A 23,296-nucleotide genomic window follows, 5' to 3' on the forward strand; every position below is an offset into this window, starting at 1 on the left:
ACGCTTGGCCCCTTCTTTATTCGCGCTATCGTCCTACAGTTTTATGGTTGCGATCGGCATTCTTTTTTCTTTCAATACTTTTCAAGAACAGATGTACAGCGGAAGTCAATATGTTCTGTCGTACAGCTAAGAATCGATCTCCTAGCCGCACCCACTTCATACTGAGATTGAACTAGTTGCGTTTACTTCAGGCCGATGTTGACTTATGCCTCTGAAGAGATGCGCTCTTGCTAGGTTACGGGCCTGTCGGAGATGCTGCAGCTTTTGCTTTGCAAGATCAATGTTCATATCCACATGGCGGTAGCGAGGACAACGACTTTGCCGATGCCTGAAGAACATCTCCCTTTTTACCGGACACGTGGTTCTCTCCATGCAGGTAAACAACGGCCAGCTCAATTGTTGATTTGAGCATTAGGGGTACATATATCTATCGCCGTCAACCAGTTGCCCTTCTCTAACGGGCGTCACAGATAGCAAATAGCTTCACCGCAGACGATCAAAGTTCGGTCCTCTCCGGTCACAGCTAAGTCGCGAGGTCTTGAAAGATCAAACCGATGCAGAACAGTTATGTGCGGATTCACATCAGATGCCAGCCAAATATTCGTCTGAGTTTTGAATTCGAAAGTCAGTTGAGTCGTTACAGAGCAATGGTCAAATCGTGGCTACAGGCTTTATTCTCCCTCCTACTTTCCTGTAGCCGTCTCTCTTGCCCCAAACGCTCATCCTCGTAACCAGGACTTCAGTTATACCAATCTTCGTTTCCAGCCCCTCTCATTCTATGATAGTGGCCTCTCAACGCATATGTAGATCCCTACAACTGATTGTCGTTTATGATTTTCCTCCTTTCTACAGGTATTTTCACTTCATGCCCCTGGTTGTCATCTTTATATATGTAGTGTTTTTAAATGAATGTTTGCACACTTTGTTCTCAATTGACCAAATGATTCATCTTCATGAAACATACTAAACTGGATTGTTTAATTCTCTTTGAGTAGTTTCTCTACTAGTTACTATATTAGAAACCATATTTTTATCCATATTTTAATTGAGAATATTGAATGGCATTTATTCTTCATAGCCTGATTTCAGGCCTATACCCTACTCTTTATGGACCTTTTTGATATTTTGCCAGAGGAAATCGGTCTGATTTGTATTTATAGTATCTAAACTGGATACTATAAATATAACCTTATTTTATATGAAGATACCCCGACTGGTGACATTACATTTCCTTTATAGACACCATTATAGTTTCTATATTGGTATCTATAATTTTATCATGAGCACCCCTTTATTCTTGCATGTGTCCGGTAAAAGTTGATTTCGATCATACGAATAATCACCCTCCCTTTCAGCATGTAGATAGCTACACCTCAAAAGATGTGCCAAAAACACAAATATTCCGATATGTAGACCCTCTACACATCATAGGTATATATCTACACCTATTAATGCATACATCTACATATTTTAATGTATCTACTTACATTAACAATTAAATACACCTTCACTTATGTATATATACATACATCAGTTTCTATGTATCCACATACCCTTATTTTGTAGAGGAATTACACGAGCTGTTGTATTTGTGTATAATAGAGGTGGATACATCTATGCATTGGATATGTAGACCCTCTACATATTGAGATAAAGGAGAGTGGTTTCTCTATGTATGAAAATGAATATTCTCTTGGTCCAGAGGCACTTGATCAACTACGCGCTTATTCAATTAAAGATTTCTCAGAGCTAGTTGGTGTGCCACAAACAACACTTAGAAAATGGGAGGAAGTGTTAGGAGAAGCCTTTCGAGTACCACGAGACGCACAAAATCAAAGATTTTATACAAAAAAACATGAAATATGGGTCGCTAAAATTAATAAATGGCGCGATGAAAAGGACCTTGGATTGCCTTTAATTAAAGAACTACTCCTAGAAATGCAAAGTCTGGAGAGAGATAATCCTCAATTTGAAACGAATGCTAATGAGTTGGCTATCATGGGACAGCAGGGTGGACTGCATCAGAATAATCAACTAGCTGATCTTTCTAGAAATTTTGATGACAAAATCAAGCTTGTTGTGTCACACATGGAAGACCTTCTTTATAAATTTAACCAAGAAAATAGGGAATTCCTAAAAGAAGAACTGAGTCGGATAAAGAACGAGAACAATGATCAGATAGAAAACATTGAAAAGAAGCTGACAACAGTAACAAAAGCACAAGAAGAAACAATGAGATCATTGCTTGAAGAGAACACTGTCATGATAAAGAATTCCCTAACCAAAAGTGAAAATCAAAAATCAGATGAAGAGAGATCAATTGAATTAAGACAGGCCCTTCACAATGAACTCGCGCTATCCAGAAGAGTTCATCAACGGCTTAGAATGGAAGCAATTGAGGCTTGGAACAAGAATCCAGTTAAAACAGGTCTCTTCAAAAAAAAAGAAGATCTATCAGCTAAAACTCTATTTATTGAGGAATTCATAGCCAACAGAATAGAGGAAGAGTACAAAAAGGAAATAACATAACGTTTAAAGGAAAGGCACAGGTTTTGATACCTGTGTCTTTTTTTACTCAGTGAACTATGAGTAGCAGATGGGAGGGGGGATGCGCGATAATCTAGGCCAGGGAGGGAATTGGTTCCAGCAGACTAGCAGTCCTGGGGTTTAAATGAGTCGCGGCGTGCTAGAAGGGAGCCAGAAAAGAGGCAGGAGGGAGGGCTAAAATTGCTGCGGCGCACGATGGTGAGGGACATTTAGCGGATTTGCGCCAAATGTGACGCCGGTATTCACTCACAAGGCTACCGAACTTACCATGAACTACACGGGTGATCGCCTGGAGTAATGGGGGCCCGGGTATCAAGATTTAAAATGGCCATTATTAGACGCCTCGGTTCTCCGGAGAAGCCCGCTTCGCGATCTGCGCCGGTGATAGCTTCCAGCTCCCCGTAACTGGCTGCTCAGGACTTTGTTCGTCTAGGGAAGCCCGGATCCTCGATCAGGGCACCGACGATTGCATTCAGCTCACGCAACTACAATTCAAGACTTTCGTTCGCCAGAAGGGCAAAACCCGGGCTTAGTGATCGACGCGCAGGTGACAGCATTTAGATCGATCGTGCAGCTGTAGTTCGCGACTTGATTCGCCAGTGGCGAAGCCCGACTCCGCGATCAGCGCGCCTATGACAACGGCCAGATTGTGAAGATCCAGTTCACCACTTGGTGCGCCAAGGGGCGAAGCCCGACTTCGTGAAGGGCGCCATCATGTGACGGGATTGCGCCATGTCTTCCCGGAGTTGTTCTCTCGCGCTGCCCCGCATAAGGAACTTCCCGCGGATTCCCTATTCCTGCAGCTCATACTTTTCCAGCCACTCCTTCGCACCCTGCAGCAGCGGCGACTCTTCTCGATGTGCCAAACTTCTTGTTCCAGGCTACCGATCTCCTGTGACAGATTCAGATGCAGCTTCTACAGCTCTTCCGGAGACATCAATCGCCGCATCCGATCGTTCATTTGCTTAAGGTTCTTCGCGTTTGGATAATTCCAGTATTAGGCTACCGGCCTGCGTGGCCAGTTTGTCTACCTTGATTCGCTGTAAAATGCGATCGGCCTGCGAAAGCACATGCCGCTGATCGGCGAGCTGCGCCTCAAATCCGGATATTCCTTTTTTTCGTGAAGTCGATTACTTTCACCTTTCGACTCTCCATGCTTCTCGCGATCTCAGAAACCGAGCGACTGAAGCCTGCTATGGGCTTCCTCTGCCCGCTGTTCGAGCTTCCGGTGCTTTTTCCCTCTCCGATTTGCTGAACACGCGATTCAAGGGCGTAGAGCCTTTCATAGCGTTCCTTGCTAATGATCCAGGGTGCGGCAATGGTAGTCCTCCACTTCAAACGGCTTCAGGTCTGCCTTCAAGCGCTTCTCACGCTCCGGCAGCTGTGTTTCCCGTTCCCGAACGGCTTTGACCGTGGCCGTCTGGCCGACACACTACTCGGCTGCAGTCAACACCTTCTGTTCTTCCGGAGAGACATTGAACCGTTTGTAGTCGCGATACAGTGCCAGATCCACCCGCATTCTCCGCGTGAATCAGTTCGTTCTTCGTCCGGATCAGCGTTGCCTCATCCCGTTTCTCCATCGCGCGACAGCGACGACTTACGGATCGCACAGTTGCACTCGCGTCATTCTTCACAACAGGCGAAGCCCGGCTAAGTTATCGATGCTTCAGTGACAGCGTCCTATCGGACGTATTTAATAAAAAACGTCATATGTAAATACTATGCCATAAAAAAGAAAACCTCCCTGATAAGAAGGGAGGGGGAGGAGCTTGAATTAAAGATCTTCTGGAGTAATATCGGAGAAGTCGAAATCTTCATCAACTTCTGGAGTATCTGAAGAATCAGTTATATCGCTATCCTTTATCTCAATGCCCATCTCTGAGAGCATATCAATATCATCGAAATCAAATTCTTCAGCTGCCACTGCAATCTGAGAGATACCCTCCGTCTTGAACCGAATTTTTTGTTGCTTCTTCATAAACTCTTCGTATTCTTCTACAAGACCGATCGAAAGCCTTGTAGGAAGAGCTTCTGCTTTATAGAAGGTATAAATTGTTGCGTTATATTGATTATGTTCATTCAAGAAACCAGAGAAAATTGTCCCTTGGAGCGGCAATCTGCTGCTAATCTCCTCCTTGGCATCATCAATAAAAGAACTGCCGATATGATTTAACTCAGGAGGAATAATGGCTAACAGTCCAACATGAAACACTTTTGCATAGGATTTGGTTTCCTCGTTTTCAGTTTCTTCTTCAAGTCTAATCGGATCGTGGAAATTGTTCGATTCCAGAGAGGACAAGAATAATTGCTTTAATTCAGTAGCATTTGTTACAGTCTTTGCGTTTTGCTCGACTCTATTAAGAATAAGGCAGCCATTGTGCTCCATAATAACGCGTCTGAAATCATTTGAATCTATCGTAACCGAGGTCCCGCCAATATTTGATCCAACGTTAATTTCATGGAAGATGCTTGAAAGTTCTGCATTGGCAAAATCGCGGTAATTGTTATATCTTCCATCACTTGAAATGCTTTGAAACCGATCATAAAACATTTGATTATCTGCAAAAATAGTAAATGCTATACCTTTAGTTTTGTTCTTAGTTATTTCCCATATTTTTGAAGCAAATGAGCTTACCTGCCTTAAAACATCAGGTCCGTCACTGCGCGTTGGAATCGTGACAATTACGCCTACTTTCTTATACTTTTGTCTTACTTGTTGAAATGCCTCTACCTGGTACTTTCTTACGTTGCGAGAGAATTCCTCGTGTCCAACATTCTCTTTAATCTCGAGCAATTTGGCTTTCAGCAAACTGTTGTTATGATGATCATGAAACTCTTCTATTGCTTTAATAATTGTTGAGGTTCCGGAACCACCACCAAGACCTGCAATAAACAAAGTTAATTCATCAGTCGGTTTTACTTTATTACGTATGAAGTCTCGCAAAATGGCACGAGCGTTTTCATTCTCCTCAAGCACGCGTAACCCTTTCTCCGGATCTTTGCCCATCCCGCCTAGTTTCAACGAAACACGATTTTCCAACGGGATATATTTAAGTTCGGCCAAATCTCCATCATTTGAATTTAGAGCATGAGTTACATAAACTGTTTTTCCGTCAGCAGTCTTAAATCCGGCAAACTTATCAGCAATCCTCGATCCTGCCTGGCCAAAACCTACTACCGTAGTAGCGATAGAAGGGAGGGCTCTTCTGAAATCCATTGAAACATCTCCTTTTCGTTTTCTATTGCTCTTTCTTTCTACGAACAATTTCTTTTGCGATTTGCCGACCTCTACGTGAAATATATATAAGCTTAGAAGGGGGGACGCTAACAAAATAACAAAGGGACATTTTAAGTAATGTATCCGTTATTCGTTCAACGTGCTTTCGATCGATATTCGTTTTTTCAATATTGAACTTTTTGGATTTATTCTTTTTTTGCTGGACACGTCTTTCTAAAACAATTGAATCAGCAAGTCCTTTAATCGAGATACCAGACATGACCTCTTCGTCCTTATTTATATCAGCGTGTTTAGCAATATGTAATAGAACACGTTTTAATGGGAGGTCAGTTTCTACGATGTCAGTTAACATAGCTACTTGTTGTTCGCTTAAATCAACATCACTGTATTTCTGATTGAGATACGCATCGATGGATACCACCCCCTTATCAAGTCTAGTTTCTCATTAAGTTTCTACATAACATATTATAATCGAAATTGTAGCGGAATAGCAATAAATCCCCTTTTATTCTAGGGATTTTTTATAGTTACTACGTTTTATATTCTGAATAGATACTATATATTATTTTGAACAATTTTTCATTATTTTCATTCTAATTTCATCCAGTTATAACCATTCCCTATAATCAATCAGAATTTTTGCTAAGTTTGATAGTGAAACTCATGTATTTCAGAATCAATAGTTACTATTAAGGATCCCTTAATTATATTGAGTTAATTGCACTTTGATGTGCATAGTTTCTAATCAAGATACTTATTAGACGTTATCAAGGAAGAAAAATGTTAGGATTCAAGAAACATATGAAGTCAGAATGAAATGCAATGGGGTGTGCCGATCAGTATGACCATAATGAGCCTCTATATTCAGGTGATCATATTATCAAAATATTAGATCTCTTAAAAAACTCAACTCGCTCCCCAATGCGCTGTTAATAGAGAAGATATTATTAACATTAGCAGCGGATATATTTGACCTTCACTAATGTAATAACCAGAATTTTTCATTCATCCGGAAATCAGTGGAAAACAAGTGTTATGACTATATGACAAACTGGGATATCAATAAGAGCAAACAAAATCGCTCGTTTACAGAACAGGAGGATTTCTTAGTTCACATATTCGTATGTCCAGCATCTGAAGTTGCGTGAGTTAATGTTGACCCATTTCAACACCTCTAATCTCTAAGACTCTGGCACTCTAATAGTTAACAATTAAAGAAACCATCTTGACGCTCAATTCAGAAGTTAAACAGATAAAGCAATACTGTTGAACATTTATATTTGAAAAAAATATTTATTATTTTTATTACCTTTCTTATTGCTTGTTTTCTCCCTCCCTAAAATCACTTTCAATCCCATATATATCAAGGGCTGATAGCTTCGATTGAACTTACAATAAGCTGATACTTTTCTGCTTTAATTTTCCTCACCTGTTTTTCTATCTGTAAAGCGCAACTAATTAGGAATCCCCAAAGGGATAAGGTTAATACAGAAAATAGTTTCGGTTGAACCAAAACTAAGACAAAGAAGGAAGTGGCTAGGTGCAATATACACAATCCGACAATTATTTGCTATTTTAGGCTGTAGGTAATATTAACCATGTCTATTTGAGGAGGGTGGTGTACAGATTTGTCAAAAGATGAAACGTTAGGCTCAAACGCAAATGAATCATTATCCCTAAGTAGTTTTTCTGATTCAAAGTCCAAATTACCTAACGCGGGCCATGCTCTCTCGTATCCAGAAATGAAAGATGAGCGGTCGGCAAATACACTTATGATCCATAACGGGACCGCTTCCCGCTCCGGGGGAAAATCCCCATTTGGGGTCGACGACATTCCACTTGGGGGGCACACCCCAAAAGGGAACGATTTACCAGTAGGGGACCGACGTCCCCAGCCGGGGACCGCTAATCCACTCGGGGCCCAGTCCCGCTTCAGGGGCCATGACCACATGGAGCCGTATGATTCCATCGAGGGGTACGAGATCCCACTCGGGGACGAAGATCACTTCTGGGACCCAACAAAGGCAACGGAAAACCAGCCGGGATCTTGGGACCCTAACCCTGACGATGAACCAGATGGAATCGAGGAATCCAATGAAGGGAGCAAGAGAGGAGATCGTAAGAAAGGGAAAACGCGTAAGTATCGTTTTTCGGAGGATCGTGCCATCAAGCTGGTACGACGGAGTATGGAACATACTATGGTGCTTCATTCCCTGTACGTGCATCGGAGACTTACGATTAATCAGATCCACCAGATGTACTTTTCAGAAGCTAATCCCTTCAAAATAAGAAGCTCGATTCGAAAGTTAACAGAGCTCGGGCTATTGGAGCGAAAGCGTATATTCGGATTAGCTCAGTCCTTAGCAGATGCGAGAACTTATCACTATCAACTAAGTCAGCTTGGTTTAAGAATTTATGCTCTGGCTTGTATGCGTGTAAATATGCTCCACGAAGACCCTGATTTGCCTAAGCAACACTTTCTGCATTCCGATCTTGCAATTCGCGCACAAGGAGAACATCACTTCATGTTGCAGTCCTTCTTGTCGGAATGCATTGGGCTACTCTGGGATAACCAAATGTATCTGCCGAGCAGTGAGTGGAGGAGATACCTTTATCTCAATGCTCAAGATGAAGCAAACTATCGGCCAGACTGGATTCTGTTTAAGCCCAATAGCTACTTTACTTCACTGGTAGAGGAAAACCGTGTAGGCGAAGATATATTGAGCGTACCGGTACAGTCTCGAACACAGCAAGACAAGGAAATACTTGCCGGTCACTATCAGCCTATCGTCTCTATCGAATGTGATACTGGCGCAATGCGGGCAGAACGCTTACAAGAGAAAGCTATTCGTATCAAGGATGAAAAGCGCTATATCCCGAAGTGCACCGCCATACTCGTAGGTGATGCAAGTCTGGGGGAAGAATCCCATAAAAAAAGATTCCAGGAAAGTAAGGTTCGCGTCCGGAATGTCGGTAATGCTGTAAAAACGGCTATTGAAAACGAACTGATCCAGGACGAACTCATCTTTCTCGTCTCTCGACAGTCGATTTTAGCCGGCACTACATTTCAATACATACAGCATTCTGGCGACTTCTTTGGATTATTTCCCGATCTTGAGGCGCATTTGAGCTTGAAGTTCCCGAGATCAATCCCTATGAGCATGAAGGAGTGGAAAAACCTTCGCCTGGATCGTGGATTACCAGATTACGCTTTTTACGACAAAGAGACAGGGAATACCATTGCGGTGTTTATTGCTTATCCAGGATGGTTGAATCCGCATATCAAGGTAAACCATCTTCTTGAGCGGACAGAGGATTATGTCGAATGCATTATGTTCTATCCGCAAGAGGCGCACTTCACCATGGATACCCATCACGTCCTTTCCCCGCGGCTGAAGTATGCAGCTTTGGACAAATGGCGTTCAGGGGAACAAACGTTCTATTCCCGTAATATGGACAGAAGCGGGGAACGGTGGGAGGTGAAGCCCTGAGTGAAAGTGCGGAAGTGGCTGCCCCAAATCATCATTGCCAGTTCCTACAGCGTGATTGCCTTACTTTTCTTTTCGAGCCTCGGCATGATTGGAGTGCTCCTGATAAATAAAGGAGATATGTCTCGGGCTGAAGCGGGAAAGTTATTTCGGGAATTGCACTACCTTATGCCGTTTTACCAAGCGCCATTATCAATCCCTGTTTTTCTTGTCTTTGGCGGCTTATTGTTCTGTCTCGTAAGCTGGCTATTTACCACACGCGTACAGACGACCAATAAGGGAGTAGGGCGGAGAGCTTTTTTCTTTCTCTTCGCTTGGTTTACGGCAACGCTGTTGTTTACCAGTGTAGCGGCGGCATGGATGAAGCCAATTAGTTATGATCGGCTCATGAACGTCGATAAATGGGTCACCGAACCACGATACCGCGAATATTTGCATCCAGGTAGCCTGCGTATGCTCGGCGGACTCATGATGATGCTGCCGTTCATTGCATTCATGAAACTCTGGGCACACCTTTTACACGAGTATCGCTCAGATCCTCTTGTCAAAGAGTGGTTTGCGACCTATCAGTTTCAATCCCGCTTCTTGGGTCGATTTGGAGACGAAAAGGCGAACGAAACACCTGACATCACTTTGGCCAAGGACGCAGAAACAGGTGCTCCCGTTGTACTCTCTGGTGAATCACGTCAGTTAGGAACTGGACTGATTGGTCCACCGGGCTCCGGTAAAACGGCTCTGAAGATCATAGTCGGCTTCAAGCAGGACATGCGCCATATGATTAAAGCAATTAATGCTTTCCCTGGTTTAATAAAAAAGCACGGCCTGAATTCAGAAAATTTCCATAAGGCATGGGCGAAATATCTCATAGGTTCGATCGTTATTGAGCCGGCTAAGGATTTATGTGATAAAGCTTACAAGGAAGCTCTTGAAAGCGGTATCCCCAAAGAGCTTATCACATACCTAGACCCTTCGGATCCGGATACGCCGGGTTTTAACAGCATGGTTGGGCCGGTAGAGCAGGTAGCGGAGATGATTGCGCAAGTACTCGACTCTATCAGCGAAACCACAGATGAGTTTTTCAAACAGAGTTGCCGCGTTGTTGTAAAGATGTACGTGTATTTGCTCAAGTTCCTGCATAAGAACGAGTGTACGCTTCCTGACCTAGATGAGATGTATCAAGACCCAACACATACCTTTTCACTTGTGGAGGATCTGGAAGACTTAATCCCGACCGATGAAGTCATTCGGCTAATGCCCAAGGATAAGCGTATCTACTGGATGCTGGCACGCCGTACAGTGCAGTGGTTTTATAACGACGGGCTGGAAGTCGCAACAGATAGGTCTGGGCAAACGATCAAGCACGCTAGCGGTCGACATAAGGGAAGGCCAGTAATCAAGGATAAGCAGTTCGAATTTACTCGGCAAACGCGGAACCTGCTGTCCGGGAATTGCGCTAGCGACTGTGTTGCAACAAACGTCGCAAATTTATACTTCCGTCCTTCTGCAGAAAGATCCAAGAACGGCTTGGTCAAGTAATTCCGGAAGAGTATGGACTACATTCCGGAATCTTTCTTTCAAGCTTTCTTGGTAGACGAATGTTTAGAAAATTTCCCACATGCCTTTTTCCTAGCTCAGAAGGGAAGACGAATCGGCGAAGTAAACCTTCAGCCCCTGCAAATGGATCTGCTCTAGGCCCAACAGGGGCTTCTAATTAAAGGTATATTGGAAAGGAAGTCTCTAGCAAGAAAACTAGCACTATATTCCGAAGGTGGAGTCATGAAGAACGTAAAATTGATAGTTACAATTGATGAAAAAAATGAGTTGTTGAACAGGCACCAGGAGAAGAGAAATAAAGAAAGGCGGTGAGTAGCTTGGATGATCATTACCGTATTGTACTTGGATTACAGGATGAGAGACTTAACGCCATTACTAAGACGGCCTTGGAAGAAGATCTAGTAGGACAAGTCGTCGGGATCGCGCTCACGCGCAAGAACATCGTTCCGCGCGTTATGGAGCATGGCGCCAACATGATCATTGTCGCTGACGAACTCATTGGGGACACGGAAACCGACGACGAATGGCTGGATTTGATCGAGGAACTTAGGCGGTATGACTTTCATATCCGTATCGTGTTCCTCTGCACCCGTTCCGTGGATGATCTCTTTCTCAGTAAACTGGTGCTTTCCAACGTAACGGATATATTCCATGAGGGGAAGCTCCCGAAAGGGTGGACCACCCAGCTCAGGCAAGCTCCGAAATACGAAAACACCGAGTTATTTCGGAATAAATCAGACGCAATCGCGGACGATTTACGAAAGCGAAAAGCCAAACAGAAGGGAACCCCTGAAGAGATCCTTCAGCAGCCGCTTATACCGAAAGCAGCAAAGCAGGCACCTCCTGGTGCAGAATCCACGCCTGCAGCGGAACCTCAGGTTATCACTGAGGTTCGCACGGAAGTGAGAACGGAAGTTCGGATAAAGAAAGAAACGGAATACATCTACGAGCAAATAAAGATTAGCCCGAAAAGTGTTGCAGTCGTTTCCTTGTTCGAGGGAGCTGGATCCTCTACGCTCACACGCTTACTGGCCGAAGAAGCAGCTGCGCTAGACGTGGAAGTCGGTGTGATGGAAGCAGCTTCACCGCCGGCCGCTTGGATGCAAATAATGAATGCTTATGATTTGGTCGAGCAGATCCGCAATCAGAGCAAAGGTAAGCGATGGCAAAGTTGGCATACCGCCGTGTTAGATATGGATGCCGTCCCTGCTTGGGAAGATGCGCTCAGGATACAGGGCGTACGCTATATTCTGCGAGATCCGGACGTAGAACTGCACAATTGGACTGAGACAGAAACAGCGGAGCTCCTGACGTACAGTAAAAACGTCTCGCTCCTGTTCTCCGATATCAGCACGGCCTATCATGACCCTAGAGAACAAATTATATTGAAAAGTGCTGATATCATTCTTGCCGTCGGGAACTATGACGCAATGCGGCTCGCGCGCGGCCGCCAGAAGTACGAATCCTTTTTGAGCAGATATGGGGAGAAGACCCTATTGGTTATGAATAAGAGTACACCGCGGTTGGAGCGGGCACACAGCCCCGTGATAAGAAATAAATACGCGCATCGCAAGCTATTTCACATGCCGGTAATGAATGTATTTTTGGAAACCTATATGGACGGCGAATCTTTTTGGACGAGCGGTTATGTGAGGGATGAGACGCGTCAGGAAATGCGGGAAAGGGCACATGAGATGCTTCGGGCGATTTTAGGTGATGAAGTCTTGAAAAAACTGAAAGCTCGCCGGCGCGGCGGTCTGATAGACCGCATTATGCGGTACTTCAAGGATTCAGATTCGGATATCGAAGCCGATGAGGGAACGGCATAGCACATATCTAACGGGAAATACCATTTAATGGTTAATATTCGTTTTCAGAGATTAATATTTTGATACTACATCGATGCCAGGAATGTACGATATAGCGCTTACATAAATGAATGGGGGAGATAGACGATGAACATAAACAATCCGATGCATGTGGGGCAGTTTGCTGCACTATTTGTCGGATGTGCTGTGCAAGACGACATTATCCAAGCTGCCAATATGTTAGATAGTGGTTTTGTAGGGATAAATATCGTGTACCAGAATCAGACATTGCTTTCTGCTTCAGCAGCGCTGGGTAGAACCCTGATTCTAAAATGGGCAGTTGAGCAAGGCGCAGATGTCAACTTCTTCAATAACCAGCATACCTTGCCGGCCTTGCACCAGGCAGCACAGTGTAATCAGTTTGAGTGCGTGAAGATTTTAGCGGAAGCGGGCGCAAATAGTGGAGCGGGAGAAACCTTTTTGTCAGCAGCCTATTATGCATTAAGACTGAAACACTTGAAGATTTTTCATTATCTCGATGCACGCGATCCAGAGCTCACATACACGTTTCCTCCAGCTGGCGAAAACTTCCGGAAAGTAGTCGATGACGCTCAGGATCTCCTTTGCATTTTATATGAAATGCAGGAGCAGCGGGTTCTTGACTTTTCAAGAACTGATCCCAAGGATCTCTTATACATGCTACGCAAGGGAAAACCCTTTTTCAGAGGATTTAGGCGAAAAACCCAAGAGCAGCGGGATCAAATGGCCCAGTTTCTTTACGGATTACCTCAGCGAGAGATGGAATATTTCAGTAAGCTCTTATATCACATTAATTTGACCATCACGAACAAATGGGACAAATCATTTGCTTAAATTTGGATGAGCTCGAGTGAATCCCGCTCCGGATCGGATTAATTTCATCGAGGTGCATTCCAGGAAAAGAAGCACCACGAACCCGCTTCTATTAACGATCAATAAACGATCTGAGGATGAACGGACGGGAAACATCTTTAGAGAGGAGCTTCGGGAAAATGTTATTTGCACATCGTCCAACTCACCCCACCATTGGGGTCGTTTCCACTTTCCAATTGATCGACTTGCTTATGCTTAGGCTTTCTCGCGGGATGGAATTGCCGGCAGCGATGCAATCCTTAGGCGGAGTTCAGTTTCCTGACTCTCTATTTAATTCACTTGACCTCATTCAGACCGATACGCCAGTCTCTTACCATCAGTTTAGCGATCGTTCCCACTTTTTTGTTGCATTGCTTGAGGTACTTCGCCAAGCCAGATCCTTAGAACCCTCTTCATTATGCGATGTCCTTGTTATTCTTAAAAACAAGTTGTACGTGCATCTCCTTAAAGTCGTTGACTATGGGAATATTGACAGTATTTTCTATAAAAATGGCCAAAGTAATTTATTGCCAGAGGATTTTGCAAGAGATATCCTGAGTTAATCGGGTGTGTGAGCTCCTTTACTGATCCGCAGCCAAGTGCACGCCAGAGAATATGTCCCAAACTTCCGCACAGATAGGAGATTTTAATGGGAACGACTTGGACAATGTTTAAAAGCTATGAAATTGGACGAGATATAGAATGGCCTGGCGGAGACATCATTCGTTATTTGGAGAGAGAGGATCTCTATATGGGAAGCGGGACTGCTTTTCATCTCGCTATGATCTTTGAACACTTTGGCGTACTCCTGCCTGTCTATGATTGGACAGAACCACCAAAGGGTAAAGCTCTTGACCTCATTCATCCATCCTATGTATTAACCGCTGCGGAAAGCGGGCTGATTCTTCTTCGAACAGATAAGAATCCTCAAGTAAAAGCCGGATATTCTGCAGTTGATGATGAACCCCTTGAACCGTTATTTAATGATGAACATCTCCAGCGCCATTCTGTTGAACAATTAAATCATGAGCTCCAATCTTATTTGGAGAAAATCCTACTGCTGTCGGGCAACGGGCATTACCTCGTGAGATCATTCGAATAAGGAGACGATTATCATGAGCAGCCGATCCACCTTGAAGTTAGAATTGGAAGTGAAGGCCCCTCAGAGGAACATTGAAGACTTGCTTGGATACGGCACAATGAAGTACGACCAATCAAAATTCTCTTTTGATGGGCGAGTCTCTGGCGGTCCGGATAATTTTGCAGGACTATTCACTTCTTTGGAGCCTTGCATCCATTACGAGGACTTTACATGCGTCGGGCAGCTCAAATCCGATTGTGGCGGGCAACAAATATGGGACGTTTATGCCTATCAGGATCATCTGTTTATTTCGCAGACGGAGCGGGACGACTTGATGTATGCTTACTGCTTGAGTTTCTTCTTCGACAACCTGAGAGGTCACAGGTTTCTGACCACATCGTCTGAAGCTTTTAAGCAATGGGATATTGATCTTCCTTCGATCCAGAGACCTTACTTTATGAGGTTTGGGATGCTTCTGGAATCGAGCCGCATACATAATTGATTGGCGTGAACATACTGCGACTCAACGTCTAATCTCAAGATCTCTTCCAATAGGATGAACCACTAGGGGGAAAACAAGTTGAATCCCGATCAAGGTAAGTCACTCTTCGCTTCCAGCATGCTGCTTATCGTAATGCCACTTTGCGGAATTCCCGCACTTTATTTGCTCGTAGATTTTCTGTTTGCGTTTGAGTTTCCGCCGCTGCTCAGGATGTTCATTTTGTCGTTACTCACACTGATGATCGTTATGTATACGGCAAAGCAGCTTCGTTCATTTCGTTTCATTTGCTCGCTCATCGGCGAGCTAAGAGAGGCATCAAAACCAGAATCGATATACCCCGATATCATACAGCAAAAGCTGAAGGCAGCGGATCGGGATTACTATCTCTTTCTTGCCTTTGGTTTCTTGACGCTCTGGGTGATCGGAAGCGCGATTACTAGCTTTGAAGAAAAGACATTACTCGTTTTCTATTCGCTGGTCGGTGCCTTTGTACTCTGGTTGGGCCAGTTTTACAGAGAGAAGTATTACCTACATGTAAGTGCCCTGGAGCGCAGCTTACGAGAAATCAGAATTGATCCACGGAAGCGGGATATTCACTTCTAATTATGCCCATTTAGGAAGGATGATAGAATGTGACAACCGAAGTGATGTTGCCAGAAGGAGTTAAGGTTCTATGCTTGGAGGACGGGGAGATCTACACAATCCATGATGCAACACGGACGAACAATCAATTTGGCTACGGAGTATATTTATCAGCTTTGTCGAGAAGACTCCGACTTCAACACGAATGTGTAAGTCGGGGATGAATCGATGCCTTTTTGTTGTGAGAAAAACGAACGTATGTGCCATAATGGATATAATTGGATTAAAAAAAAGGGGGGGGGTGTTGGCTTGCTCGTAGAGAAGGCCTTTCGCTATCGCATCTATCCCAATGTAGAACAACAAACTCGGATTGAGCAAATGTTTGGTTGTTGCCGGTTTGTCTTCAATCATTTCTTGTCCCAATGGAATGACGCGTATGCCGCAACAGGCAAGGGTTTGTCTTACTACGCTTGTGCAACACAGCTTCCTTTGCTCAAGCAAACGCGTGAATGGCTCAAGGTTGTCGATAGCATCGCGTTGCAGTCTGCAGTCCGTCGCCTGGCAGACAGTTTTGATCGCTTCTTTAAGAAGCAGAACCAGGCGCCGCGTTTCAAAACCCGCAAGCATCCGGTGCAGTCCTATACAACGAAGTTCACCAACGGCAACATAGCCGTGATCGGAAATTGCCTCAAATTGCCGAAGCTTGGGCTTGTTCGCTTTGCCAAATCACGAGAACCCGGTGGTCGCATCCTGTCCGCAACGATTCGTAGACAAGCCACAGGGAAGTACTTCATCTCGCTCGTTTGCAAAGTGGAGGTCCATCCTCTTCCGCCAAGCAATACGGCCATTGGCATTGACTTAGGTTTAACCAGCTTTGCAGTCACCTCCGAAGGCCAGTCGTTTGACCATCCAAGGGCGTTCAAGCAACACGAGGAGAAGCTCGCCCTCTGGCAGCGTCGCTTGTCGCGCCGCACCCCAGGGGGAGCCAACTATCAGAAAGCCAAAAGAAAAGTTGCCCGCATTCACGACAAAATCGCGAACATTCGAAATCACTTTCTACACCAGTTGTCTACGCAGCTGATCCGCGAAAATCAAGCGATCAGTATCGAAGACTTGAGCATCAGCAGTATGCTCCAAAACCGTAAGCTGGCCAAGTCAATCAACGATGCGTCATGGGGCGAGTTTGTGCGGCAACTGACGTACAAAGCGTTGTGGTACGGACGCACGCTGAAGAAAGCGGACACGTATGCGCCAACGAGTCAAAGGTGCCACGTGTGCGGTGAAATCGACAAGGCTGTTAAAAACCTAAGCGTACGAACGTGGCAATGCCGATCGTGCGACGCGGTGCATGATCGCGACGAGAATGCCGCCAAGAACATCTTGCTCCTGACAATCGAATAGAAGCTTCCAGGTCAACAAGAACTGCGGGAATCGCAGGGATCGCTTGCTCAACTTCACTTCGGATAAGGTGATTACGCAAGAATCTCCCACTTCAACGCAAATGCGTAAGTGGGGGAGTGTTCAAACAGAGTCAAAGAGCGCCTGAATACAGGATTCGGGCTTTATCGAAAATGGTTTACTGTGCTCAAAGAATGCGATGATTGCGGCCAATTCCATAATGCCACCTATATCCTGTGCAAAGAGTGCCTTGTCGAGCGGAAGACGGCCAATAATGCCGATAACTGTTAACCTTGCTGCACATATCTATGAACAATAGATCGGCTGTTGAGTGAGTGAATCGGATTCAAATACTTCGATCAATAGAGTGGTAATAAGGGAGGACACAAAAATTGAGTGAAAGAAAAACTACAAATGTGGCTCTAAGTGATCCAAATGAATAAAGGACTGTGTATTTATGGATAAACATTATCGTGCAAGTATTAAAAAAATCACAACGAGCTCATGGCTCAAATCCATAACGATAAATAGCTATACCCATACACTTATCGCAAGTGAGCGCCGCATATTCAAAGACAAAAAGAAAGCGGAAAAAATATTTAATATATTACAGGAAAAGTACCCTGATACATTCACTCTCGTTGTTGAAACATAACTGACCACGATAGCCAAACTAAAGATACATCATATTAAAAAATACTTTGTTGCACAGTTCGACCCATTTTGTTCATCAAAATACATGAAAAAATATCGACCAACTGCAACTCGCTTGGTTCTCAGGGTGAAGCTCGGCTTCAGGTTTAGCGCGCGATGTCGAAAACCGTCACGATCAACTGCAGCCCCGTATCCGGGTTATCTCGTCTTTCCGATGAGCACTCGCGACGGCTGACAACGAAAGCAGATGTAAGAGTCGCGCTCCTCGTTTGGGGCGCCGGCATCGACGGCCGGCAACGCTTAGCTGCAGTTCGCATCATCAGATTATCCGATTTGGATTCGGGCTTTTCTATCAGGGATGCTGGCGACAGAGGTCAGCGCGAGCAGATGTAGGTCGCGCTCCTGGTTAGCCGCGGCAGCGACGTCGAAAACCGGTACTCAGTCCGCTTCCCGTTCACTGGTTCGAGCTCGTTTTTTTCGATCGGCGCGACAGCGCATGCCGAACACTGCTGCTACGCACTCCGGGCTCTCCGGCACGGTCAGTGCAGTTCGATCCCGCTCCGCCGGAGACAACGGGAGCTCTCGGTTCGGCTCTCAATACAAAATTCTGGTGATATTATTTTTGGTCAGTCAGAAGGTGAGGAATTGAAGCCTTTACTATGAACAGACGAGGGATAACAATGCAAACCAAACAAGAAATGCTGGCAGTAAATCTTAAAAATAAGGAACATTTTCAAATGAAATATGAGACAGAACGTAAATCTTATCTTACAATCATGCAGGAATTAATGGAGAATACGTTCTGTTCAACAGAACGTATTGATCGAATTGAGTCAGGTATTCGGCACGCTTTGGAGCGGGGCGAATCGAACTGCATAATTACGATCGCTGTTGAATCGCATCTTACCTCTTATGTATGGGATTATAGTTTTGTTCGTGAAATGAGGAAGTATTTTAACAAACGCAATTTGCTGACAAAATTTTTCGATATCAACTGGCTCGATAAGCAAAAGGCTGGTCCGGTAGTTATACAGTTTTTGGATAACATCCTACTGATAGAAACAAAAAATCTAGTTAAGGATTGCCTTTCGAACTCACTGGCTTTTTCGCGTTTTATCAATCTCTTGGAAGAGAAGGGGTTTGAAACGAACATAATATACGAAGATTTCGCTGCGTTTATTGAGATAAATGTAACTTAAGCACAACGATCTGAGTTTTCTTGTTGTTGGAAGCTGTAATCGTGGAATTGTCAGAGGAAAATAGAGATGTAGACTGGGTACAACGGCGCTATCAGTACAGCCCCGACTCAGTCCCAGTTCTCCGGAAGAAGCCCGGCTGATCCACGGAGCTCGGTCGAGAAGGTGCTGAACGTGCACGTGGGGTACTAACTGCAGCTGGTGCAAGGGATATATAGAGGCGACTAGCGGGTGCACGCAAGCTTGTATGGCGGTGGCGAGGCAGATCCATACGGCAAGCAGACCGTCTCATGGGAAGGGGCGCATGTCGATTCTGATCGACATCTCGGCTCTACTTCTTCGGCCCGGCTGGTGGACATTCCGAATTTGCTGCAGGCCAGCAGCGGCATGAATGTCGTAATGGGGAGGGTTCGCCAAGGAGATGTTCCGGGTTGACTTCATCTTCCGGATTCTCCATGCGATCGGCGCAGAACCGAGGCATCCAGAAAGAGGAAGCGGCGACGTTCGCCAAAACGACTGCTGGTGCGGAAGACTCCATTGTTGTCTCGGTCTGCACTCCTTCATATGTGGGACGAGGCTCAGTCGTGGCAGCGCTGGCAACAGGAGCAGTCGTAGCTACGCTCCTAGTTCTCCTGGTGAAGCCTGAAATTTCGGGTTTGGTACTTTAAATTTTTGAGGGGAGGAAGTTGGCATGCTAAGAAAAGTGATTGATAATTCCATGACGAATGAGGAGCTCCTACTAGATCCGGGAAATGGCAAATTCAGAATCGAGATTCCCCCTCACCAATTCGCAGTTCTAGGCAGTAAAAAGTTTTTCCTAATATTGCTAGTTAAACAGTTAAAAATTGCTGGAATTCCGCTGCCTCTTAAGTATAGAATCGCGGTGATCTCTAGGAATGATGATGCAGAAATCGAAAGAGTGTTGAGGAATGAATTTCCTGCTTATGATATCGTAGAACTGCGAAAAGCTACGTGGAAAGTTTATCCTTACTGTCAGATCCATCTGATTGATTTCTCAACCACGTCTACCATTTATTTCGAAACTAAAAATCAGATGGATCAGTGGGAAAAGCCAATTGAACATGCGATCTGCAAGTTGATTTTCACTCCAGGTAAGAGGGTGTGATCTTCTATGAGAATGACAGTTCAGCAAGTAATTGACCCTCCTAGAACCGACCTATTAAATTCCCAGTTGAAGGTATACGAGTGAGTGCACGCCCGTCGGAGAACCGCGGGAGGCGCAAAGCATCAGCTGTTGCGGAGCTGCACGTGAAGACTTCCGTAGCGTGCGCACCACTGCCGGCGACGGCGGCCGGATAGAGCAGCAGCTCGTACTCCAGGATGCCCGTGGCGAAGTCGGGCTTTCCGGTTCGGCGCTCCGGCGAAGCGCAAAGTTTCAGATCGTGCTCCCGCACCGAATGAAATTTAACGGAGCACTTAAAAAATATCGAAAGTGGGAGTGGGCTATCATGAGACAATTTAGCCAATGTCCAAACTGCGGAAATACAAAGAAGTTTTATGCAAGGGCAACCGTAAAAACGGAACTAACTATGGTCCAGAAAGACGACGGCAAGATAGGATTTGTTACTGATGAAGATGCAGAGGGGCTTTTCTTGCGAATTAATTTCAAATCGGCGAACAGCATTCATAACAGCGTTTCGATCCAGAATTATGAAGCGCCATTAAGGTGCGCCAGCTGCCACACAGAATTATTGATTCGGAAAACCCGTCGCGGTCACTTCGGAGAATCAGGTTTGAGGAAATACATTCTTGTCATGAAGGTTTATGACCGCAAACGAGTTTTATTCTGTGATTTCCTAAAGTATCGAGGGGATTCCGTTTTACTTATTAAGTCTGACTCATCAGAGAAGGCAGAGGCAATTGCAAAACAAGTCGTTGATGATTTCAGCGATAAACACTCTGTTAGAAAAATCTCTAAGTTGTTGGATCTTCAGAAACTAGAATTCCAGCATACAGTCGAAGAAGATTACCGAACGAAGAACTACCTCGATCACAGTCTGTAGGTGTATAACGCTTTGTCGCGGCTTCTCAATCGGTGCGCCTGGGCCGGCAACCGGCCCGAGTATCTTCAGTTGCCCGTCTTGTTTGTCCGGCCATTCCGGTTTCGCGATCGACAAGCCGCCAGCTGGTCAAAGGATTTTTTTAAAAGCATGGAACATGGGGGCTTCGCTGGATCCAATCTTCAGGATCCGCAGTTTGAGATAGTTTTACTTTGTTGGGGGGCGTAAGACCTGATTGACAAATCTCTTAAGGTGATTTCCGATTTCTCCCCGCATTACCTCTCTAGTCATCCCAAAACGATCTTCATACCCCCGACAAACGTACTTGTGATAAAAGATGTCGTCTTGAGTCTCCTCTGTCAATAGTTTAATGTTGTGCTGACGAAGCTGACGCCGTAAATTGAACATATCAAGCGTGACATGATCCATCACTACTCGAAGAAATTGTGCCATCACCTGGTGCAAGGTCATTTCGGAACGTTTTACCTCGTCGTGGGCGCGCTGAAGCATCGTCATCAGATGTGGCAATAGGATTGTGTCCCTGATCCAGAGCAGCTCATCCGCGTTTGGCTTCCCCGATCTCTTAGTCAGATCCCGCTGCTCATACTTTGCTGTATGATCAGTTAGGAGCATCTTAACACTCCTTCGACCATTACCTTCAAGTTTTTTGCTCACTTGTAATGCCCCCCAATTTGTCCGGCACGTTCTCGCACAATACTTGCCTCCTGCAGAGCGGAAGCGGGCATTATCGCGGCAGCACCGAAGCGGTCTTTTATTACATCTGTTACATGTTCCAAGTCTTGCATCTTAGCCCGATCTTCAAATAAGGTGAGTTGCGTTGCGTTGGCCTCTCTAAGCTGCGTAAGAGAAACGTATAGATAACAGACAGGCATTCCTTGCCAATGCTTCCTGAAGAGCCTTAGCGCGGCCTCTGCGACCTCACGAGTCAGGTTTGTGGCATGTTGCAACGTGGATTGACGACTGAAGCGGGCTGCCTGTGAACCATCCGTTTCTCCGAGTCCGACCGAAACAGTTTGTCCTTGCTTCCCTTTATGCCGTGCCCGGCGACAAACCTCAGCAGTGAGTTCATGGAGAACAAGCTCGATATCATGTCGTCTAAAATATAAACTCGCCCGAAGTGTCTTACCGTGTGATATTGATTTGACCTCGTCTCGAATCGACGGAACGACTGGAGAATCATCAATTCCCCAAGTCATTTCCCAATAATAACGGGCCTGCACATCTGCCTTTCGGCCCATTCTCAGACGCATTCTTTTCTTGAACTCGTCTAGTGACAATTTGGAAATATCCCCGATTCTATACATTCCCATCGCTTGAAAATGTGCCGACATCTTATCTGCTACCATGAAAAGCTCTTGTACCGGTCGAGGCCAAAGTTCTTGCTCCAAGTTATCGAACCCCAACCGAAATAAACCCGAATCTGTTTTTTTTGCGTAATTGTTGGCCATTTTTGCAAGGATTTTCGTTGGTCCAATGCCAATTCGAGTCCAAACGCCGGTGGACAGAAGTATTTCCGATCGAATTTGCTTTGCAAGATCCTCAACTGAATCATAACGTTTTAAAATCCCAGTAACATCCATAAAGCTCTCATCGATACTAAATACCTCAACAAGATCCGTGTAAGTCTCTAAAATACGAGTAATCTCCAAGGATATTGTGATGTATCGCATCATCCGAGGTCGAATAATTGTGAGCTGAGGACACTTAGCCAATGCTGAAAAGTTACGATCAGCAGTTTTGACACCAAAGGACTTGGCAAGTGGGCATGCGGCCAGGATTATTCCAGACCGGCGGACGGGATCGCCAACGGCGACAGGATGATAGCGGTATTCTGGATGAGCGGATTTCTCGACTGAAGCGTAAAACGACTGGCAGTCCACAAGGAAGATCGTGCGATCAGGAGGCATGCACGATCACCGGTTGCGCAGCCAGAATCCGCTCGACAGTGAACCTTCTCGGCCTATTGCAGGACGTATCGAAAGCATATACCATCCCCGCTTCGATACGGATTACCCGTATCGTCCGTTTGCTGATCCGATCCTTCTTGTCCATATATACGATTTCAACCGTCCGACCAATATACTTGGAAATGGACACTCTTCTTCGCCTCCACAGAACGTACGTTCCTATCATTTATATAACACGAACGAACGTTCTGTACAAGTGGAATAATAAACCAGCCCTGATCATATAGATTTTTTGTTAAGGCCGTTTAGCACGTTGAAAAAGAAGCTCTATTAAAGAATGCGCAAGTTCCTAATTAGATGAGATTATGTTAAAATGATGGAAATTAGCGCTATTAGCGATTACTGACA

The 23,296-nt window shown here is 45.0% G+C and carries 19 protein-coding genes; 14 read left to right on the forward strand and 5 right to left on the reverse strand.

Annotated elements, in window-relative coordinates; genetic code table 11:
• Positions 1-1,671 precede the first annotated feature (1,671 nt).
• The gene (locus DFP98_RS17530; RefSeq protein WP_116061899.1) at positions 1,672-2,529 is read left to right on the forward strand and encodes a helix-turn-helix domain-containing protein; all 858 of its coding nucleotides are present in this window, start codon (positions 1,672-1,674) and stop codon (positions 2,527-2,529) included.
• Between the two features lie 1,792 nt (positions 2,530-4,321).
• On the opposite strand, the gene DFP98_RS17540 is transcribed toward DFP98_RS17530, so the two are convergent.
• Positions 4,322-5,764 carry a cell division protein FtsZ gene (locus DFP98_RS17540; protein WP_116061901.1) on the reverse strand — a complete coding sequence of 481 codons (1,443 nt, stop codon included), beginning with the start codon at positions 5,762-5,764 and terminating at the stop codon, positions 4,322-4,324.
• Between the two features lie 22 nt (positions 5,765-5,786).
• The gene (locus tag DFP98_RS17545; protein WP_094048261.1) at positions 5,787-6,206 is read right to left on the reverse strand and encodes a hypothetical protein; all 420 of its coding nucleotides are present in this window, start codon (positions 6,204-6,206) and stop codon (positions 5,787-5,789) included.
• Positions 6,207-7,734: 1,528 nt separating this feature from the next.
• Here DFP98_RS17545 and DFP98_RS17550 point away from each other — a divergent pair.
• The 13 genes from DFP98_RS17550 to DFP98_RS17625 all read left to right on the forward strand — a co-directional run bounded on the left by DFP98_RS17550 (position 7,735) and on the right by DFP98_RS17625 (position 20,963).
• Positions 7,735-9,276: a replication-relaxation family protein gene (locus DFP98_RS17550; RefSeq protein WP_181917754.1), complete on the forward strand. Its 1,542-nt coding sequence runs from the start codon at positions 7,735-7,737 to the stop codon at positions 9,274-9,276.
• On the forward strand, positions 9,277-10,809 hold the full coding sequence (locus DFP98_RS17555; RefSeq protein ID WP_116061903.1) for a hypothetical protein: 1,533 nt from the start codon (positions 9,277-9,279) through the stop codon (positions 10,807-10,809). It begins immediately after the preceding gene.
• 335 nt (positions 10,810-11,144) lie between these two features.
• Positions 11,145-12,656 carry a hypothetical protein gene (locus DFP98_RS17560; protein ID WP_116061904.1) on the forward strand — a complete coding sequence of 504 codons (1,512 nt, stop codon included), beginning with the start codon at positions 11,145-11,147 and terminating at the stop codon, positions 12,654-12,656.
• A 126-nt stretch (positions 12,657-12,782) separates the two neighbouring features.
• Positions 12,783-13,508 (forward strand): ankyrin repeat domain-containing protein, encoded by a 726-nt coding sequence (locus tag DFP98_RS17565; RefSeq protein ID WP_116061905.1) that lies wholly within the window; start codon positions 12,783-12,785, stop codon positions 13,506-13,508.
• A 158-nt stretch (positions 13,509-13,666) separates the two neighbouring features.
• Entirely contained in the window at positions 13,667-14,089 is a 423-nt protein-coding gene (locus DFP98_RS17570; protein WP_116061906.1) for a hypothetical protein, read from the forward strand.
• An 86-nt stretch (positions 14,090-14,175) separates the two neighbouring features.
• Positions 14,176-14,628 carry a hypothetical protein gene (locus tag DFP98_RS17575; RefSeq protein ID WP_116061907.1) on the forward strand — a complete coding sequence of 151 codons (453 nt, stop codon included), beginning with the start codon at positions 14,176-14,178 and terminating at the stop codon, positions 14,626-14,628.
• Positions 14,629-14,641: 13 nt separating this feature from the next.
• A complete protein-coding gene (locus DFP98_RS17580; RefSeq protein ID WP_116061908.1) occupies positions 14,642-15,109 on the forward strand; it encodes a hypothetical protein in 468 nt (155 codons plus the stop codon).
• A gap of 78 nt (positions 15,110-15,187) precedes the next feature.
• On the forward strand, positions 15,188-15,712 hold the full coding sequence (locus DFP98_RS17585) for a hypothetical protein (RefSeq protein WP_116061909.1): 525 nt from the start codon (positions 15,188-15,190) through the stop codon (positions 15,710-15,712).
• 288 nt (positions 15,713-16,000) lie between these two features.
• Positions 16,001-17,092: an IS200/IS605 family element RNA-guided endonuclease TnpB gene (tnpB, locus tag DFP98_RS17590; RefSeq protein ID WP_116061970.1), complete on the forward strand. Its 1,092-nt coding sequence runs from the start codon at positions 16,001-16,003 to the stop codon at positions 17,090-17,092.
• 1,331 nt (positions 17,093-18,423) lie between these two features.
• Positions 18,424-18,942, forward strand: coding sequence for a hypothetical protein (locus DFP98_RS17605; RefSeq protein WP_116061912.1), 519 nt, complete (start codon positions 18,424-18,426; stop codon positions 18,940-18,942).
• Between the two features lie 228 nt (positions 18,943-19,170).
• A complete protein-coding gene (locus DFP98_RS17610) occupies positions 19,171-19,374 on the forward strand; it encodes a hypothetical protein (protein WP_116061913.1) in 204 nt (67 codons plus the stop codon).
• 256 nt (positions 19,375-19,630) lie between these two features.
• Positions 19,631-20,065: a hypothetical protein gene (locus DFP98_RS17620; RefSeq protein WP_116061915.1), complete on the forward strand. Its 435-nt coding sequence runs from the start codon at positions 19,631-19,633 to the stop codon at positions 20,063-20,065.
• Positions 20,066-20,225: 160 nt separating this feature from the next.
• Entirely contained in the window at positions 20,226-20,963 is a 738-nt protein-coding gene (locus tag DFP98_RS17625) for a hypothetical protein (RefSeq protein WP_116061916.1), read from the forward strand.
• Between the two features lie 204 nt (positions 20,964-21,167).
• Here DFP98_RS17625 and DFP98_RS17630 read toward each other — a convergent pair whose 3' ends face one another.
• Genes DFP98_RS17630 through DFP98_RS17640 form a run of 3 tightly spaced genes read right to left on the reverse strand, consistent with a single transcriptional unit; the run spans position 21,168 to position 23,078 of the window.
• Complete coding sequence (locus tag DFP98_RS17630) at positions 21,168-21,635, reverse strand: YhjD family protein (RefSeq protein ID WP_116061917.1); 468 nt, start codon at positions 21,633-21,635, stop codon at positions 21,168-21,170.
• Positions 21,632-22,888, reverse strand: coding sequence for a DNA polymerase IV (locus DFP98_RS17635; RefSeq protein ID WP_116061918.1), 1,257 nt, complete (start codon positions 22,886-22,888; stop codon positions 21,632-21,634). The genes DFP98_RS17630 and DFP98_RS17635 overlap by 4 nt, the downstream gene beginning before the upstream one ends.
• Positions 22,878-23,078 carry a hypothetical protein gene (locus DFP98_RS17640; RefSeq protein ID WP_116061919.1) on the reverse strand — a complete coding sequence of 67 codons (201 nt, stop codon included), beginning with the start codon at positions 23,076-23,078 and terminating at the stop codon, positions 22,878-22,880. The genes DFP98_RS17635 and DFP98_RS17640 overlap by 11 nt, the downstream gene beginning before the upstream one ends.
• Positions 23,079-23,296 lie beyond the last annotated feature (218 nt).

Origin of the sequence: Cohnella phaseoli, from assembly GCF_003386235.1 — a bacterium.
Taxonomy (GTDB): Bacteria; Bacillota; Bacilli; order Paenibacillales; family Paenibacillaceae; genus Cohnella; species Cohnella phaseoli.

Excerpts from the sequence above, each read along its gene's own strand:
- DFP98_RS17530 (WP_116061899.1), top strand. The coding sequence starts at position 1,672 with ATGTATGAAAATGAATATTCTCTTGGTCCAGAGGCACTTGATCAACTA.
- DFP98_RS17540 (WP_116061901.1), bottom strand. The coding sequence starts at position 5,764 with ATGGATTTCAGAAGAGCCCTCCCTTCTATCGCTACTACGGTAGTAGGT.
- DFP98_RS17550 (WP_181917754.1), top strand. The coding sequence starts at position 7,735 with ATGGAGCCGTATGATTCCATCGAGGGGTACGAGATCCCACTCGGGGAC.
- DFP98_RS17565 (WP_116061905.1), top strand. The coding sequence starts at position 12,783 with ATGAACATAAACAATCCGATGCATGTGGGGCAGTTTGCTGCACTATTT.
- DFP98_RS17570 (WP_116061906.1), top strand. The coding sequence starts at position 13,667 with ATGTTATTTGCACATCGTCCAACTCACCCCACCATTGGGGTCGTTTCC.
- DFP98_RS17575 (WP_116061907.1), top strand. The coding sequence starts at position 14,176 with ATGGGAACGACTTGGACAATGTTTAAAAGCTATGAAATTGGACGAGAT.
- DFP98_RS17580 (WP_116061908.1), top strand. The coding sequence starts at position 14,642 with ATGAGCAGCCGATCCACCTTGAAGTTAGAATTGGAAGTGAAGGCCCCT.
- DFP98_RS17605 (WP_116061912.1), top strand. The coding sequence starts at position 18,424 with ATGCAAACCAAACAAGAAATGCTGGCAGTAAATCTTAAAAATAAGGAA.
- DFP98_RS17620 (WP_116061915.1), top strand. The coding sequence starts at position 19,631 with ATGCTAAGAAAAGTGATTGATAATTCCATGACGAATGAGGAGCTCCTA.
- DFP98_RS17635 (WP_116061918.1), bottom strand. The coding sequence starts at position 22,888 with ATGCCTCCTGATCGCACGATCTTCCTTGTGGACTGCCAGTCGTTTTAC.